Raw genomic sequence first — 15,184 nt, 5'->3', positions numbered from 1 at the left:
CTTTTTTTATGCCAAAGTCGTAGTGGCAGACTAAAGTTGAAGGAGTAAAGTCGACAAGGAATTCGGCAGATATAACGCGAACAAGAAAATCAAACTGCTTAATGAATCTTAGATGAGGTCATGAATGGATACGATTCAACGAAAATCTACACTCCCTTCCAAATTGATCTGGAGTTTAGTCGCAATTATAGGCGCGGTATCTTTTGGAATATTAGCGGTTAGTCGCGGCGAGCATGTGAATGCAGTTTGGCTGGTTTTAGCTGCCATCTGTGTATATAGCATTGCTTATCGTTTTTATAGTTTATTTATTGCAACCAAAGTTTTTGAACTTAACCCACGACGCTTAACCCCAGCTCAACGTTTAAATGATGGTCTGGATTATGTGCCAACCAATAAATATGTTCTTTTTGGTCACCATTTCGCTGCAATTGCAGGCGCGGGGCCATTAGTTGGACCTATTTTGGCCGCACAAATGGGGTACTTGCCTGGTACCATTTGGTTGTTGGTGGGTGTTGTTCTTGCTGGAGCTGTTCAAGACTTCTTGGTCTTGTTTATTTCAACCCGTCGTGATGGACGATCACTGGGTGAAATGGCCAAGCAGGAGTTAGGATCATTTGCAGGTATTGTGGTCATGCTTGGTGCGCTTGGCGTAATGATCATTATTTTGGCTGTATTGGCTTTGGTGGTGGTCAAAGCACTTGCACATAGTCCTTGGGGTGTATTCACTATTGCGGCAACAATACCGATTGCGTTGTTCATGGGTATTTACATGCGTTACTTACGTCCAGGTAAGATCGCAGAGGTTTCCATCATTGGTTTTGTATTGATGATGGCGGCAATTGTCTATGGAGGTAATGTTGCTGCAGATCCATACTGGGGGCCATTTTTTACTTTAACAGGCGTACAGTTAACGTGGTGTTTGATTATTTATGGTTTTGTCGCGTCTGTTTTACCTGTGTGGTTATTATTAGCACCGCGTGATTATTTATCTACATTCTTAAAAATCGGGGTCATTGCAGGACTTGCAGTCGGAATTATGGTTGCAATGCCGATGTTGAAAATGCCTTCTGTGACGCATTTTATTGATGGAACTGGCCCTGTATTTGCAGGTTCTATGTTCCCATTCCTTTTCATTACCATTGCTTGTGGTGCAATCTCAGGTTTCCATGCTTTAGTTTCATCTGGAACTACGCCTAAATTGATTGATAACGAAGTGAATATTCGTGTGATCGGTTATGGTGGCATGTTGATGGAATCATTTGTTGCCATTATGGCAATGATTTGTGCGACTGTACTAGAACCTGGGGTGTATTTTGCAATTAATGCACCTGCTGCTGTTCTTGGGACGACTGTAGAATCCGCAGCGGAGGCTGTACGCAATTTAGGCTTTGTGGTAACACCTGAAACCTTAAGTTTGCTTGCCAAAGAAGTGGGCGAAACGACGATTCTTTCGCGTACGGGCGGTGCACCGACTTTTGCGATTGGTATGGCACACATCATTACGGAAATCTTTAATAACCGTTCGATGATGGCTTTCTGGTATCACTTTGCGATTCTATTTGAAGCCCTGTTTATTTTAACTGCGGTAGATGCGGGCACACGTGCATGTCGTTTTATGGTGCAAGATACCGTAGGTATTGTCGTTCCTTCACTTAAAAACACACACAATTTCTTTGGAAACATGGTCGGTACAGCAGTTGCTGTCGCAGGATGGGGTTTCTTCGTTTATCAAGGCGTTGTTGATCCGCTCGGTGGTATTAATAGTTTATGGCCGTTATTTGGTATTGGTAATCAGATGTTGGCGGCTATGGCGTTGATATTGGGTACAGTCATTCTGTTTAAAATGAAGAAAGAGAAATATGTTTGGGTCACCATTATCCCAACGGTTTTCTTAATCATTACCTGTATGACGGCAGGTTGGCAAAAAATCTTCCATGAAAATCCAAAAATTGGTTTCTTGGCGCAAGCAGATAGATTCTCAGCTGCTATTGCGAAGGGTGAAATTTTAAAACCAGCGAAAACATTTGAAGAAATGCAAACGATTGTATTGTCGAATCAAATCAATGCTGCGCTTTGTGCATTCTTTATGATTGTGGCAGTGGTGATGATCTTTGCTGCGATTGGTGTAATTCGTCGTGCATTGGCAAGCCCAGTTCCAACGGTTAATGAAGCGCCAGCTGTGTATGCAGATACTGAAGAAGTCACAATTTCTAAGCCACATTAATTTTTGCGATATGACTTTGCAAGTACATAAGGTGAGGTGAGTAAGATGAATCTTAAATTTGCCAAAGGTGGTAAAACGGTGATTTATAAAATCATCAAGATAACCATCATGTCGCAAAAAGGCTTAATTTTTTCGCCAAAAAATTGGTCAAGAATTGCAACATTGTGGCAGGGTTTACAGCAAAGCTTTCGGTTGATGGTTGGTGTTCCAGATTATGAAAACTATGTGGAGCATATGAAAAAGCACCATCCTGATTTAACGCCAATGGATGCAAAAACCTTTTATCGTCATTGTATAGATTCACGTTATCCGACGGCTGGTGGTAATTTAAAGAAATGTCCGTGTTGATGGACATTTAGAAAGTCACTGATTCCTTTGGAAAAAGTTGAAAACGGTGTATGTTAATCATGCACCGTTTTTATTGGGGAACATTTGTGATTTGGGCAAAACAGAAAGAAGAGCAACACTTAGCAGAAGACACACGAAAAATAGATGCCAAAATTCAAGCCTATGCCAGTAAAGTTCAGACTTTTTTGACTCAAATTAACCAGATTATTTTAGATAAAGAACAACAAACCAAGTTGGCGCTAAGCTGTTTGTTGGCAGGTGGACATGTACTTTTTGAAGATTTACCTGGTTTAGGCAAAACTACGCTTTCTAGTGCTTTGGCGCATATTGCAGGACTGCAATTTCAACGCATTCAGTTTACCAATGATATGTTGGCGAGTGATGTGATTGGCGTCAATATGTTTAATCAAAAAGAGCATATGTTTGAGTTTAAACAAGGTCCAATTTTTACTCAAATTCTTTTGGCTGATGAAATTAATCGTTGTAGCCCGAAAACGCAAAGTGCTTTATTAGAGGCGATGGAAGAGGGTGCGGTTACTGTCGATGGGATTCGTTATACCTTACCGCAACCGTTTTGGGTGATTGCGACGCAAAACCCGTTATTCCAGAGTGGAACCTATGCCTTACCTGAATCTCAGCTAGATCGCTTCTTAATGCGGTTGTCTCTGGGCTATCCTTCGCGCTCAGCAGAAAAATTATTATTACAGCAAGATTCAAGACAAGTTTTAATTTCAACTTTGGCACAAGTCTTTCAGCAAGATGAGATATTGCAATTACAACATTTGGTACAGCAGGTTTATGTGGGCGATGTTGTCATGGATTATCTTCTAGATTTGGCGCAAGAAAGCCGTAAAGGGTGTCACGGTTTATCAACACGCGGGCTATTGGCATTAAAAAAAGCAGCACAAGCACATGCTTTAATTGAACAGCGTAGTTTCGTCACTGCGGATGATGTCCAAGCTGTTTTTGTTGCGGTTACGGCACATCGAATAGGTCTCAGTGAAATTGAAACTGCACAGCTTATGCGACAGATTCCGATCAGTTAATGGCAAGGAAATTTACGTTGATTCAGTCATTGTGGGCGAAATGGACAAAAAAAAGATTTAGTTTTGAGCAACAGAAAATATTGACGCAAAAAGATGTGTTGGTTTTTATGTATCAGCAAGGTTACTTATATCTGGTATTGATTTTAATTACCTTTATTGCGGGTGTGAATTATGCCAATAATTTAATTCTTGGTTTTTGTTTTCTGATTAGTGCCATTTTATGTATTAGTTTTTACCTTACTTTTAAGCAGTTGCATGGTTTGCAGATTGAAGTTGCCTATACGGAACTGGGGCAAGTGGGGCAGCCTTTAAGCTTAGAGCTCTATTTTAAACAGTCTCAACCTCAAGCACGTTATTTATGGATGAGTGTTGATACGCAGATACATCGGATCATGTTTGCAGATCTTAGATATCGCTATGTAATTGAACTCAAAACCAATAAACGTGGAGCATTTGAATATCCTACAATCAAGCTTTTTTCAGTCTATCCTTTCGGACTTGTTCGGGCATGGACTTATATGTATTTAAAAGGGCAATCTTGGATTGCACCACATGCTCAATATTCAGTCACGCAACAGCAGTATTCGCGACAAGCGCAGGAATTAGATTTGGACGAATTTCGAGAGTTACGTGATTTTCGACAAGGTGATTCTATCCAAGCCGTTTCTTGGAAGCAGGTGGCACGGGGACAAGGGCTTTATGTGAAAGTTTTTGAGCAACATGATGATTTACATAGCATAGATATTGATTATCTACATATGCCGAGTACAGATCATGAAGAAAAGTTGAGTTTGATGATGGGATTAGTCGAGCAATGTGAGCAGCAGCAATACGCTTATCGCTTGCTTCTACCACATGCTGAACTGGTCAAAGGGGTTGGGGAGCAACAAATGCTACAAGCGAAACGGCTGTTGGCACAGGCTTAAATAATGAAAAAGACACTCAACTCTTCGGTCAAATTAACCATTTTATTAAGCTTAAGTTTAATTTTGATCGCGCAAGCTGCATATTTGCCAATGACGCTGTCGGTACTTCTACTAACTGCGATTACAACGCTATATATTCATTTTAGGCAAACCGAATTACACGCTTTTTCAAAACTGTGGACAGCTTTTGGGGTGCTCGCAGCACTTGCGAGTATTTATTTTAGCTATGGCACCTTTATTGGCGTTGAGGCTGGAGTTGCTATATTAACCACGTTTCTTTTTGCAAAAGCCTTAGAAATTAAAAATACGCGTGATGTCATTATTATTTTCAATTTTGCTTTATTTGTGGCTGCGAGTTCATTTTTATTTAGCCAGTCGATCTGGATGGCAAGTATTGTACTTGCCTGTTTAGTTAGTTGTTTTATGGGGTTATATCGGCTTCAAACCGCAGGTTTTCAGCATCAAGAGAGCATAACAGGTGGATTTAAGCAGGATTTAAAACATGTTGCAAAGTTCATAGGGCTTGCACTGCCTTTTTTTGTGTTGCTGTTCTTATTTTTTCCACGCTTACCGCCATTATGGCATATCCCAATTCCTGAAAATAAAGCCGTTACAGGCATGAGCGATCGCATGTCACCAGGAGATATTGCAGAATTATCTCAATCCAGTGCTTTAGCATTCCGCATTTTGGGTGATATGTCGAAGTTACCACCACGTTCAGAGCTGTATTGGCGAGCGATGGTGCTTGATCACTATGATGGTCAAACGTGGACCAGTAGCCCATTTAATCAGCAAAACTATAACTCTGAAAATCAGACACGACTGGTTCAGCACGCGAAGTTTACATATCGATATTTAGCAGCTGATCCGCAGAGTAGTTGGGTCATGGGGCTGGATCAATCTATCCCGAATAATCCTCAATATTTCTTAAAAAATGATGGCAGTATCGTTCCAAATCGCGCTGTACAGTTGAATGAACCGATAGATTTACAGTGGTTAGGAAAAAGCACTCTTGCTGATTTTGTTACAGAGAATCCAACTACTAGAAAAAGTACCACGAAATACCCAGCGCATTTGGATCTTCGTGCACAAAAATTAGCACAGCAATTATTTGAACAAGCGGGTCGTGATCCAGAACGATATATCCATCATGTTATTGGCTGGTATAAGCACCAACATTTTGCATACACCCTACAGCCAGGATTACTGGGACAGAACCGTATTGATGAATTTTTATTTCAATCGAAGCAAGGTTTCTGTGAACATTATGCATCAAGTTTTGCTTTATTGATGCGATATGTGGGGTTACCAGCACGTATTGTTGTGGGTTACCAAGGGGGAGATTTAGCACCCGATGGTAAAAGTTGGGAACTTAGACAACACGATGCTCATGCGTGGACAGAGGTGAAGTTGCACGGTAAATGGATGAGGGTTGATCCAACAGCGATTATTGCACCACAGCGCATAGATACTGGAATGCAAAACTATATGGACACTGAACAAAATGTTTGGGGAGCAGAAAGATCTAATGTAAATTATCAGCAGTATGCTTTACTAAAAAAAATGCGTATTTGGAGTGATTATGCAAGCTATCAATGGCAAAGTAAGGTAATTGGCTATAATGCCGAATCACAGCAAAGTTGGTTAACTAAGTTGGGTATTCGTTCAACTTATGCCATGGTTATGGTATTGGTTTTGAGTGTTTTATCTCTTTTAGCAGGGTATTTTCTCTATATCTTTTATCGAAAATGGAAAAGCACCTCTAAAATTGACCGATTACTTTGGCAGTTTTCTAAAAAATTACAGCATGATTTACGTAAGCAGGATTCTGAAACAATCACTGTTTGGATGCAACGTCTTAGTGATCAAATAAAAGAAGCGGATGATATCCAGATCTTTGAAAATATCGCGCATTTACACCGAAAGATTATGTATGCGCCGCAGCATAGTCAGCAAGAGATGGAACAATTTGCTGAAATGCTTAAAACTTGCACGTTTGTGTTGAAAAATAAAAGAAAGATCTTGTCTAAGTGAAAAAAACTGAATATTATGCGTGACATATAGGCGTATAGCTCAGTTGGTTAGAGCGCTACGTTGACATCGTAGAGGTCTCCAGTTCGAGTCTGGATATGCCTACCAAATAAAATCAAAGACTTATAAGCAAATCAGATGCTTATAAGTCTTTTTTTATGGGGAATTGTCGCAGTTATAACTTGGGAAAGTTGGCAAAACTGGCAGAAAATGGCAATATTTACGACAAATCTGCGACAAGTCTGCGACAAGATGAAACTGCCAAAACCAAGAAAAAGAGGTGAGACGTATACAATTACGATCTCGTATGAGAATAAGCGATATTACTGCACCCGCGATACTGCAGCTGAATGTGAACAGTGGGCTGCACTCAAATTACTTGAATTAAAAACCCAAACCCAAATTGAAACGGGTGAACTCAAGCCAAAATACACATTTAGAGATCTCAACGATAAATACTTCGAAGACGTTGGTCGTTGGAATAAATCTAAATCATCTCTTGCATGGATCAAAGGGCAGTATAAAAACTTTGAAATGAAGTTCGGTGCCCTGGCACAACGATCGATCTATGACATCACACCAAAGGATTTAACACTTTGGCGTAATAACAGGCTTACTCAAGTTGGTGAAAATACGGTACTGAAAGAAATATCGCACTACAGTGCCATGTTCACTTATGCGCACAAGGAATTATTTCTCCTGGATGAAAATCCTTGGATGCAGATGACCAAACCTAAAAAGCCGAAAGCGCGTGATCGTCGCATTCATCCATCTGAAATAGAGCTTATGCTAAAAGCACTCAATTATGAAATGGGAACGGTGCCTGTGCTGCCTCAACATTATGTTGCTTGGGCATTTCTGTTTGCACTGGAGACAGCCATGCGTAGGGGTGAAATTCTGAGTATCGAGAAGAAAGATATTTATGATGAATATGTGCACTTGCCTAAGACGAAGAATGGAGATCCGAGGAACGTCCCTCTATCAGATGAAGCTTTAGCATTGTTGGAATTGATTCAGCATGATGGTCGTCGTTTGATTCCCCAGTCTGAAAATGCATTTCGTTTGATGTGGGAAAGACGAAAAGATGAGGTAGGTCTAAGTGGCTTGCATTTCCACGATACACGGCATGAAGCGATTACGCGTATGGTGCGCATTCGTAAACTACCAGTAGAAGTCCTGGCGAAAATTACTGGCCATAAAAAAATTGAGGTACTGGTGAATACTTACTACAACCCTGATGCCAAAGATTTAGTTGATGCATTCAAGTCCATAGAAAGAAATAAGCCCGCATAAAGCGGGCATTGTTCAGTTGATGCGTTTTGGTCCACGTCGTCGTTGTTGTTTTCGAAGGAGTTCATCTGCAGCATCAGGATCATACATATGTTTGCCATTACTGCCCTGGTTAATTGCTGCCAGTTTGGTGCGTATGGTTTCATCAGAGAAACCGTATTTAGCAACCAATTCAGCAACAGAGACCAGTTTGCGTTTTTCAAGTTTGAGCGCAGTTACAGTACCACCAAATAGTTTTTGCCCAAGTACAATTTGTGGAGCAGAATCTGCATCAATGGTTACAACGAATTCAGGCATTTTCTCCTCCATTTTCTTGCTTTATTTCATCAAGCATCTGGGCAAATATCACAATGCCGACTCTTACACGATTGGCTAATTTAGTGACTTTTGCATCTTCATAGTACGTCATGTTATTGCGAATAATTGGCAGTGGTGGACTTAAACCCGCTTTCATATATTCACTGTTCACATGGGCGATTAATTTGTTTTCTAAGCGTTGCTTAATTTTTGGATCTTGGAGCATTTCAATGTAGGTCATTTGTCTGCACCTTCAATAATAATCATCATCAAACATGTCGCATTCTTCTTCATAGCTTTTATAAAACTTTGATACGCAGTCGGAACATGCTTCATAAACTGGTCCACACATCCCTTCATCTGGATCACGATATGAACTAAGGTAAGGCACTCGCTGCTTGCATTTAGGACAAGATTCCCATTGTTCAGGATCTTCTTTTTTAGCTTGAATAGCTGCTTGATGCTCATCCCAGCATTCGTCACACATATTGTGATATTCGGCACCAAAGCTATCTGCTTCTGAACAAATACGATGAGTAGCTTTTCTATCGTGATGGGTATAGCAAAAAGTTCCCCATTCATCATCATGGATAGACACTGATTGTCCTGGTAAATGTGCTGTCATTTTTAAGCTTCCTTTCCCAATTGTTTAGTACGTTCACGGCATTTGATGCAGTGACACTTGCCAGATTTATAAACTTTAAAATCAGTCAATCCATGCAAATCACATTTGCCTTGAAACGTGTTTTCATCGGCAGCTATAGCTTTATTTTTCGCTTCAAAGTTGAATTTGTGGCGTTGCTGTTCAGCTGTTAGTGGCTTATCTAAACTTGGCAAAACTGGTCGTTTAGCACTTACTGCATGAGCCATTGATTCACGCATAGACTGTTGGCCAGTTTTATATTCAGTACTTTTCGGCTTATGACTTAAACCTGAATGGCCAAAAGGAATTTGAGTAGGCTCAGATTTGCCCTTAGCCTTCAGCCAGTTGTCAACTTGGATGGCAAGGGCAATAGATTTGCCCTGATTGATGATTGCATTATGGTCGATATTCGAGCGCATTTTGATTCCCCAATTCTATTAATATTTGTTTTGCAGTGGCTTTACTTACTGTCACTGGAATTAAGTGTGGTCCAAGCATGTGTATAGCGAGCGTCACGTTTTTTTCGTCTGATGTACGCACATGCAGGTGTACAAAATTTTCTAAGTTAAAAACGTGTTCAAGGTTTTGGTTATCAACGAATTTGAGCATTTTCACGCTCCAAAATTTCATAACGCAATTGAAGCTGTTTTGCTTCTTCTGTAAGTCGGCCATATGTTTCAATGGCTTGCATTAATGCCCAGACCATGCCTGCTATGAGAGCTGTACAAAGTAAAAACGCAAAAGAGATTACAATGGCTTGAAAGAGAGTAATCATTTGTAGAACTCTCCTAAAACGGTAGATCGCAGTCTTGAATTGCTTCAAGATCAATGCGGTATTCATTTGCAAGCTTGATGGCATCGCGTGCAGCTTTGTTTAAATCGTTAGCAAAAATCCAACGTGGTTCATTTAAATGAAACTTAAATGGATTCCCAATACCTATTGATCGATTAAGATCATGGTGGGTTTCATGCAGAAATCCGATTTTAATCACGTAATTGAAATCACGGCTAATTTGGTCAATATGAGAATAAAAGCTACCAAATTTGCAGTTAATATCTTGATTGACAGTCGTATAGAAACTTTTTTCATTAAGCATTTTTGAAATTGAAGAATGCTGTTCATTCAAATACGTTTTTAAGCGCCCATTTTTAGGTGAGAATAAATCTGATGCAAATTCATGGTAGCTTGAATAATCATTACATTCGAAAGCGCTTTTCATGTTTGTGATGGCTAAAAAGCACACTTTTTTCTTAGCCATTTTCTTTTGTAATTGGGAGTTGAGTTTCATGTCGATTCCTCAATAAGTTGATTTCTATAAATTCGACGTACTTTTTTTTCTAAAGTTTGCTTTTCGACTTGGTTGATTTCTTCTACATCGAAAGCTGATTGAATAAATGCGAGAGCTTGGCTTTGTGCTGCTACTAACTCAGGACCAACTTTCGCATTGCCTAAAATTTCGATTGCAGCGTTAATCTGCATTAGGCTGTCTTTGCACATAGCTTTCTCCAGAGACGTTGAAGAAACGGCTTTTTTTGAGGTTGAGCGAAGTCATCGGCATTGATGCGATTAATGATGATGGTATCAAAAGTTGATTTTTTCATAGTTAAATCACCTAACAGGTTATTTGTTTGGTGAATTATTAATTTATCAAATCAACTTTGTCAACAACTTTTAGTTGATTAAATATATTTACAGTTGAGTTTTGGTGGTCTTGGAGACAAAAAAAGTAAGTGCTTACTTACTTTTTTATAAAGAAAAATAAATGAAAAGTTAATTTTTATAAGTACATTTATGGCAATAGTTAATTTTTATAAAAAAAAGGTGGCATATGCCACCTAGAAATTTATATCCATTTATATTATTTGACTTGGTGAAATGAACATTTTCACTGGAGACATTCGCTCGATAGAATCCTTTTGAAGTGTTTCAAGAGCGCCTTCAACTGAATCAATTTTTACTAATCCATCTTGCTCGAATAAATATTCACCAGCATAGATAGATCCATTTTTACAGAAGATTAGAACCTCTTCACCGGCAACCGGTTGACCAGTGTATTCACATACAACAGCATAGCCATTTCGATACGGTTTAGCGAAGCCAGTACCTTTGATTAAGTAGGCAATAGGATTGATCATTCCAGTTGGAACATGAATGTTTTTTATTTCTTCAGTATTGGCGCTTAATTCCAAGTTTTCACCTTTGGACATTTTTAGAATGTTGGTAAGTGAAACCATTCTAAGCGTATTACTTTGATCAATGCTAGGGTGATTTTCTACATTATCGGTTGTATTTGATAAGTGTACGACACTATCTGTCGCCACTTGAGACTGGATGATGTTTTTAATAGCAAGTTTATCGTGAGGATGATCTAGCCATCCAGTAGGTACATGGAGGGCATCGGTAACTCTTGCTGCAAATTTATCGCCAATGTTTTTTTGAGATTTCTTGCCTAGATATTGATTTAAAAGATTATATTCGATGCCAAGGCGTTCACAGAACGCTTTACGGCTTCCAAATTGCTCTAATATCTCGAGTAAATTACTTTTCCTGATCTCGTAAACTGTTTGCATGTAAGCACACCTTAAACCAAATATTGAGGTTGGTTTCCTCTGTCACCGCCATATGCCACAAAGCACTAGAGTGACTGTATTTATTTCTATGCGGTGATTATCATTCATAAATTAAATAAAAAAAATCAACCATTAATTTTATAAATCAACTGAAAAGTATTGACTTAGCAATTTCAAAAAATTAATAATGCGTTTAAAGAAATAACCTTAAAGGTGATTTATTGTGATTAAAGTTGATTTTAATTTTGCTAGTTACATTCGTGAAATGTCTGAAGAGCGTTTGCATACTTTCGCACTTGATTCGGGTACTACTCCAAATTACATCAAGGTGCATTTGATCTACAAAAAAAAGATTCCACGTCCTGAAATGATCGATGCATTGGTTTTGGCTTCTAAGGGTGATTTTTCTAAACATCAATTTATCTCTTGGTTATATGACTTGAAGGTAGCTTAGGTTTTTTCTCTCCCAAGAAATACGATTATCGAAAAGGTTTAAAATCATGATTAATAAGAAAGAAAAAGTGCTTTCCCTTTCAATGGCATTAAGAGCTGCTGTGTATAGCGAAGGGGATCAGTCGTTAATTTCAGTAATTGCAGAAAAGAATTGCTGGAATGTCACGACTTTTCGCAATTCCCTTTGTCCAACAACAACCACACACAAAGCAAATATCTATCATTTTGAAGCAGTACTGGCAGAAACCAAAGATAGCAGAATTATGGACAGTGTATGTGCGATCCATGGCAATGCGGGTTGGTTCGAGTTACCTCCAGTCGCAGAAGAACTAGACCAAGCAAATTACATGAAGAAATTGGGTGAACTTGCACAAGAACAAGGTGGGCTTGCGCAATCTATTGCAGTAGCAGTCTCTGATGGTCGTATTACAAAACTAGAAGAGGCTGAAATTTATCAGGAAGTTTTAGATTTAGTACGAGTCGCTACGACCATTTTTGCCATGGTAAAAAAGCAGCGTGAGCATGACCAGGAGGGCAAATGAAACAAGCAAAAATTCAGGCTGATGACATTAAACATGCAGCCCAAGGTAAATGGTCAGACCTAATTTTCCCCAGTTTTGGAATAGAGGTTCAATGGAAAAAGAAAACTCCATGCCCTGCATGTGGTGGACGTGACCGTTTTTGGTATGACGACAAAAATGGTAATGGTGATTACTTTTGTCAGCAATGTGGACCAGGCGATGGTTTGAGCCTTATTGAAAAAACCTGCACCCGATTTACTTTTCCTCAAGTTGTATCAGAAGTTGCATCGATACTAGGTCTTAGCGACAGTTCAACGATAACCGATGAAGATCGTGCACGTTGGGCGAAAGAACGTGAAATACGTAAAAAGGAGCAACTGGAGCGTGAACGTAAACGCCAAGAGCAAATTGCCCGTAAAGCTGAAGGTATATTTCGAAATGCATACCTGGGCGAAGAAAGTCTTTATTTGAAAAATAAGAAAGTAGAGAAGGACCCAAAAATCAAGATTACCCATGATGGGAACCTTCTGATCCCTGCAGTAGATTTACTTGATGGGAAAATTTGGAATTTACAAACCATCGAACCTGATGGAACCAAGTACTTCATCAAAGGTGATACCAACGAAACGGGCGAATGGGAAACAGGTGGCGGACGGATGGGAGGCTTGGGCTTCATGATCGGTGAAGTACAACCAGATCTTTACGATGATCACAACATTTGCGTTGCTGAAGGTTACGCAACAGGAATGTCGATTCATATGGCAACAGGTTATCCAGTAGCACTTTCATTTGTAGCCAATAACTTACCTAAAGTAGGTAATGTCTTAAAGCAAAAATACCCTAATGCACAACTTGTGTACTGTGCTGATGATGACTCAGCTAAGGATGATACTGGCAGGAAATATGCGCAGATGGCGTTAGATATTACTGGTGGCATCATTGTGTTACCACAATTTAAGCAAATTCAGGAGTCTATTGCATGAGTTCTACCAGTTTCACAGACTTCAATGATTTGCATGTTTCTTGTGGGTTAGAGGAAGTAGCAAGGCAGATCCATACTGCTATTTCTAACCTTAAGTTTTCCCCCGAACCCCCTAAAAATGCAACCCACAATTTGCAGGGTCAAACATCGGAAATTGCAGAAAATCTTGTTGTTGAATCCAAAGGGGAGGCGGGTATTTCACCAGAAAATACTGCTCAAGATGAGTCCTCTCCAGAAGTACAAATGGAAAAATGGATTGCCCGATTCTGTTTAATCGAGGGGGAAACCAATGTATGGGATGACTATGGCAAAAAGATTTGGAAGAAGGCTGCATTTCAAACCATGTTGGGTGGTAAAAAAGTTTTTGATGCATGGAATTCACATCCAAAACGTAAAACCATTTCTTCAGATGATGCCAATGGGCGTGCTACTGGTGAAAGCCATATCAAAGCAAAGGAGATGAGTGAACGATTCATCATGCTTGAAGGTAAAAAATCCTGTTGGGATACATTTCGTCGTGAAATGGTGAGCACCGATGTTATGAAGGATAACTGGGCGGGTGCCTATGAAATGTGGGCAAAAGCACGTGATAAACGCATGATTTGGCATGAAGATTTGGTTTTTGTGCCATCCATGCATATTCGTGAAGGGCAAATCAATACCTATGATGGTATGGAAATTTCACCCATTATGGACGATAAAAATCAGATTGTTCCACAAGCCGAAGCACTGGAGATGTGCAGTCCAATCATTAACTTGGTCAAGTTCTTATGCGGTAAAGAAGACGATGCATACGAATGGTTGATGAAATGGCTGGCTTATCCTCTCCAGCACCCGGGAGCAAAAATGAATACTTCAGTTTTGCTGTGTAGTGCTGTGCAAGGTTCGGGTAAATCCTTGTTCTTTGAAAAGATCATGACGCGGATTTATGGCGAAAAGTACTCAGTTACGTTAGGGCAGAATGGGCTTGAATCCATTTATACCGACTGGGCTGAACGTAAGCTGTACTGCTTGTTTGAAGAAATATTTAACAATAAATCTAAGTTCGGCATGATGGGCTTGATCAAGCACATGATTACTGGCGAGAAGATCCGTATCGAGAAAAAGTTTATGTCGGGGTATAGCCAAAATAACCACATCAACTGCGTGTTCTTATCCAATGAAGTTCAGCCATTAGCCATTGAAGAACGTGACCGACGTTTCCTTGTGCTTGAACCGAACCAGAAATTAGGTGATGACCTCAAGCGATTGATTGAGAATTGTCTCGAACCTGATAGCAATGCAATCAGTGCGTTTTATACCTACCTATTGTCGCAGGATCTAACCGACTTTACTCCATATACTGAACCACCAATGACTAAAGCCAAGCATAAAATCATTCAGTTCGGTTTACCTGGTTGGAAGTTATTTCTTGATGACTGGCGTGCAGGTGTATTGGATAACCCTTTTGTTTGCTGTTTGTCTGATGATTTGTACATTGCATATCGCCAGTGGTGCCACAAAAACGGGGAAAAGACTATTCCAGCCAATAAGTTTCTAAGCCTGATTGCATCGGAACGTGTGGTCGCCAAAGGGCATGGGCGCGTCTATGAGGATGTAGTAACAGGTGTTGGCTATCAAGAGCAAAGGAAAGTCGTTCAGCGTCGCATGATATTTACAGCCAATTGTCCCAAAGATAAGAAACAGGCTGATTGGCTATCTTCACAAGTAAAGCAATTCCGTGCTAAGTTAAAAGGAGATCACGATGTACCGCCTGTACTCTAATAATAAATCTAAAAATGTTACGGGTGTTACGGGTCTGTTACGGGCTTTTTCGCCACCCCGTAACACTGTCTACGCCTTACCACACAAG

The 15,184-nt window shown here is 39.8% G+C and carries 19 protein-coding genes and 1 tRNA gene; 11 read left to right on the top strand and 9 right to left on the bottom strand.

Annotation, left to right across the window (positions count from 1 at the left end; translation table 11 throughout):
- Positions 1-124 precede the first annotated feature (124 nt).
- The 7 genes from I593_RS06065 (at position 125) to I593_RS06035 (ending at position 7,868) form a co-directional block, all read left to right on the top strand.
- Positions 125-2,224, top strand: coding sequence for a carbon starvation CstA family protein (locus I593_RS06065; protein WP_016166691.1), 2,100 nt, complete (start codon positions 125-127; stop codon positions 2,222-2,224).
- A gap of 45 nt (positions 2,225-2,269) precedes the next feature.
- Positions 2,270-2,572 carry a YbdD/YjiX family protein gene (locus I593_RS06060; protein ID WP_016166690.1) on the top strand — a complete coding sequence of 101 codons (303 nt, stop codon included), beginning with the start codon at positions 2,270-2,272 and terminating at the stop codon, positions 2,570-2,572.
- Between the two features lie 86 nt (positions 2,573-2,658).
- Complete coding sequence (locus I593_RS06055) at positions 2,659-3,618, top strand: AAA family ATPase (protein ID WP_026441055.1); 960 nt, start codon at positions 2,659-2,661, stop codon at positions 3,616-3,618.
- A gap of 20 nt (positions 3,619-3,638) precedes the next feature.
- Positions 3,639-4,544 carry a DUF58 domain-containing protein gene (locus I593_RS06050; RefSeq protein ID WP_026441054.1) on the top strand — a complete coding sequence of 302 codons (906 nt, stop codon included), beginning with the start codon at positions 3,639-3,641 and terminating at the stop codon, positions 4,542-4,544.
- Between the two features lie 3 nt (positions 4,545-4,547).
- Positions 4,548-6,578, top strand: a complete 2,031-nt coding sequence (locus I593_RS06045; protein ID WP_016166687.1) for a transglutaminase TgpA family protein — start codon at positions 4,548-4,550, stop codon at positions 6,576-6,578.
- A 28-nt stretch (positions 6,579-6,606) separates the two neighbouring features.
- Positions 6,607-6,683: transfer RNA gene (locus tag I593_RS06040), tRNA-Val, on the top strand.
- Positions 6,684-6,827: 144 nt separating this feature from the next.
- The gene (locus I593_RS06035; RefSeq protein ID WP_026441052.1) at positions 6,828-7,868 is read left to right on the top strand and encodes a tyrosine-type recombinase/integrase; all 1,041 of its coding nucleotides are present in this window, start codon (positions 6,828-6,830) and stop codon (positions 7,866-7,868) included.
- 12 nt (positions 7,869-7,880) lie between these two features.
- On the opposite strand, the gene I593_RS06030 is transcribed toward I593_RS06035, so the two are convergent.
- From I593_RS06030 to I593_RS05990, 9 genes are all read right to left on the bottom strand, one after another.
- Positions 7,881-8,162: a hypothetical protein gene (locus I593_RS06030; protein WP_016166685.1), complete on the bottom strand. Its 282-nt coding sequence runs from the start codon at positions 8,160-8,162 to the stop codon at positions 7,881-7,883.
- On the bottom strand, positions 8,155-8,403 hold the full coding sequence (locus I593_RS06025; RefSeq protein WP_016166684.1) for a hypothetical protein: 249 nt from the start codon (positions 8,401-8,403) through the stop codon (positions 8,155-8,157). The genes I593_RS06030 and I593_RS06025 overlap by 8 nt, the downstream gene beginning before the upstream one ends.
- Before the next feature lie 12 nt (positions 8,404-8,415).
- Positions 8,416-8,787 carry a hypothetical protein gene (locus tag I593_RS06020; RefSeq protein WP_016166683.1) on the bottom strand — a complete coding sequence of 124 codons (372 nt, stop codon included), beginning with the start codon at positions 8,785-8,787 and terminating at the stop codon, positions 8,416-8,418.
- Between the two features lie 2 nt (positions 8,788-8,789).
- Positions 8,790-9,224, bottom strand: coding sequence for a hypothetical protein (locus I593_RS06015; protein ID WP_016166682.1), 435 nt, complete (start codon positions 9,222-9,224; stop codon positions 8,790-8,792).
- Complete coding sequence (locus I593_RS06010; protein WP_016166681.1) at positions 9,202-9,414, bottom strand: hypothetical protein; 213 nt, start codon at positions 9,412-9,414, stop codon at positions 9,202-9,204. The genes I593_RS06015 and I593_RS06010 overlap by 23 nt, the downstream gene beginning before the upstream one ends.
- The gene (locus I593_RS06005) at positions 9,398-9,580 is read right to left on the bottom strand and encodes a hypothetical protein (RefSeq protein ID WP_016166680.1); all 183 of its coding nucleotides are present in this window, start codon (positions 9,578-9,580) and stop codon (positions 9,398-9,400) included. Before I593_RS06005 ends, I593_RS06010 begins: the two co-directional genes overlap by 17 nt.
- Positions 9,581-9,593: 13 nt before the next feature.
- The gene (locus tag I593_RS06000; protein WP_154653734.1) at positions 9,594-10,064 is read right to left on the bottom strand and encodes a hypothetical protein; all 471 of its coding nucleotides are present in this window, start codon (positions 10,062-10,064) and stop codon (positions 9,594-9,596) included.
- Between the two features lie 26 nt (positions 10,065-10,090).
- Positions 10,091-10,303: a hypothetical protein gene (locus I593_RS05995; RefSeq protein WP_016166678.1), complete on the bottom strand. Its 213-nt coding sequence runs from the start codon at positions 10,301-10,303 to the stop codon at positions 10,091-10,093.
- A 356-nt stretch (positions 10,304-10,659) separates the two neighbouring features.
- The gene (locus I593_RS05990; protein WP_016166677.1) at positions 10,660-11,376 is read right to left on the bottom strand and encodes a hypothetical protein; all 717 of its coding nucleotides are present in this window, start codon (positions 11,374-11,376) and stop codon (positions 10,660-10,662) included.
- Positions 11,377-11,599: 223 nt separating this feature from the next.
- Between I593_RS05990 and I593_RS05985 the strand changes: the two genes are divergently transcribed.
- Genes I593_RS05985 through I593_RS20715 form a run of 4 tightly spaced genes read left to right on the top strand, consistent with a single transcriptional unit; the run spans position 11,600 to position 15,096 of the window.
- Complete coding sequence (locus I593_RS05985; RefSeq protein WP_016166676.1) at positions 11,600-11,830, top strand: hypothetical protein; 231 nt, start codon at positions 11,600-11,602, stop codon at positions 11,828-11,830.
- A gap of 46 nt (positions 11,831-11,876) precedes the next feature.
- On the top strand, positions 11,877-12,371 hold the full coding sequence (locus tag I593_RS05980; protein WP_016166675.1) for a phage regulatory CII family protein: 495 nt from the start codon (positions 11,877-11,879) through the stop codon (positions 12,369-12,371).
- Positions 12,368-13,333, top strand: coding sequence for a primase-helicase zinc-binding domain-containing protein (locus I593_RS20720; protein ID WP_016166674.1), 966 nt, complete (start codon positions 12,368-12,370; stop codon positions 13,331-13,333). Before I593_RS05980 ends, I593_RS20720 begins: the two co-directional genes overlap by 4 nt.
- Positions 13,330-15,096 (top strand): DUF5906 domain-containing protein, encoded by a 1,767-nt coding sequence (locus tag I593_RS20715; protein WP_016166673.1) that lies wholly within the window; start codon positions 13,330-13,332, stop codon positions 15,094-15,096. Before I593_RS20720 ends, I593_RS20715 begins: the two co-directional genes overlap by 4 nt.
- Positions 15,097-15,184 lie beyond the last annotated feature (88 nt).

It is taken from the genome of Acinetobacter tandoii DSM 14970 = CIP 107469, assembly GCF_000400735.1.
GTDB lineage: Bacteria > Pseudomonadota > Gammaproteobacteria > Pseudomonadales > Moraxellaceae > Acinetobacter > Acinetobacter tandoii.
This window is presented reverse-complemented; position numbering and strand designations above follow the sequence as displayed.

Bases quoted from the DNA above. Each gene is read 5' to 3' on its own strand.
- I593_RS06065 (WP_016166691.1), top strand. From the start codon at position 125: ATGGATACGATTCAACGAAAATCTACACTCCCTTCCAAATTGATCTGG.
- I593_RS06060 (WP_016166690.1), top strand. From the start codon at position 2,270: ATGAATCTTAAATTTGCCAAAGGTGGTAAAACGGTGATTTATAAAATC.
- I593_RS06045 (WP_016166687.1), top strand. From the start codon at position 4,548: ATGAAAAAGACACTCAACTCTTCGGTCAAATTAACCATTTTATTAAGC.
- I593_RS06035 (WP_026441052.1), top strand. From the start codon at position 6,828: ATGAAACTGCCAAAACCAAGAAAAAGAGGTGAGACGTATACAATTACG.
- I593_RS06030 (WP_016166685.1), bottom strand. From the start codon at position 8,162: ATGCCTGAATTCGTTGTAACCATTGATGCAGATTCTGCTCCACAAATT.
- I593_RS06025 (WP_016166684.1), bottom strand. From the start codon at position 8,403: ATGACCTACATTGAAATGCTCCAAGATCCAAAAATTAAGCAACGCTTA.
- I593_RS06020 (WP_016166683.1), bottom strand. From the start codon at position 8,787: ATGACAGCACATTTACCAGGACAATCAGTGTCTATCCATGATGATGAA.
- I593_RS06015 (WP_016166682.1), bottom strand. From the start codon at position 9,224: ATGCGCTCGAATATCGACCATAATGCAATCATCAATCAGGGCAAATCT.
- I593_RS06010 (WP_016166681.1), bottom strand. From the start codon at position 9,414: ATGCTCAAATTCGTTGATAACCAAAACCTTGAACACGTTTTTAACTTA.
- I593_RS06005 (WP_016166680.1), bottom strand. From the start codon at position 9,580: ATGATTACTCTCTTTCAAGCCATTGTAATCTCTTTTGCGTTTTTACTT.
- I593_RS06000 (WP_154653734.1), bottom strand. From the start codon at position 10,064: ATGGCTAAGAAAAAAGTGTGCTTTTTAGCCATCACAAACATGAAAAGC.
- I593_RS05995 (WP_016166678.1), bottom strand. From the start codon at position 10,303: ATGTGCAAAGACAGCCTAATGCAGATTAACGCTGCAATCGAAATTTTA.
- I593_RS05990 (WP_016166677.1), bottom strand. From the start codon at position 11,376: ATGCAAACAGTTTACGAGATCAGGAAAAGTAATTTACTCGAGATATTA.
- I593_RS05980 (WP_016166675.1), top strand. From the start codon at position 11,877: ATGATTAATAAGAAAGAAAAAGTGCTTTCCCTTTCAATGGCATTAAGA.
- I593_RS20720 (WP_016166674.1), top strand. From the start codon at position 12,368: ATGAAACAAGCAAAAATTCAGGCTGATGACATTAAACATGCAGCCCAA.
- I593_RS20715 (WP_016166673.1), top strand. From the start codon at position 13,330: ATGAGTTCTACCAGTTTCACAGACTTCAATGATTTGCATGTTTCTTGT.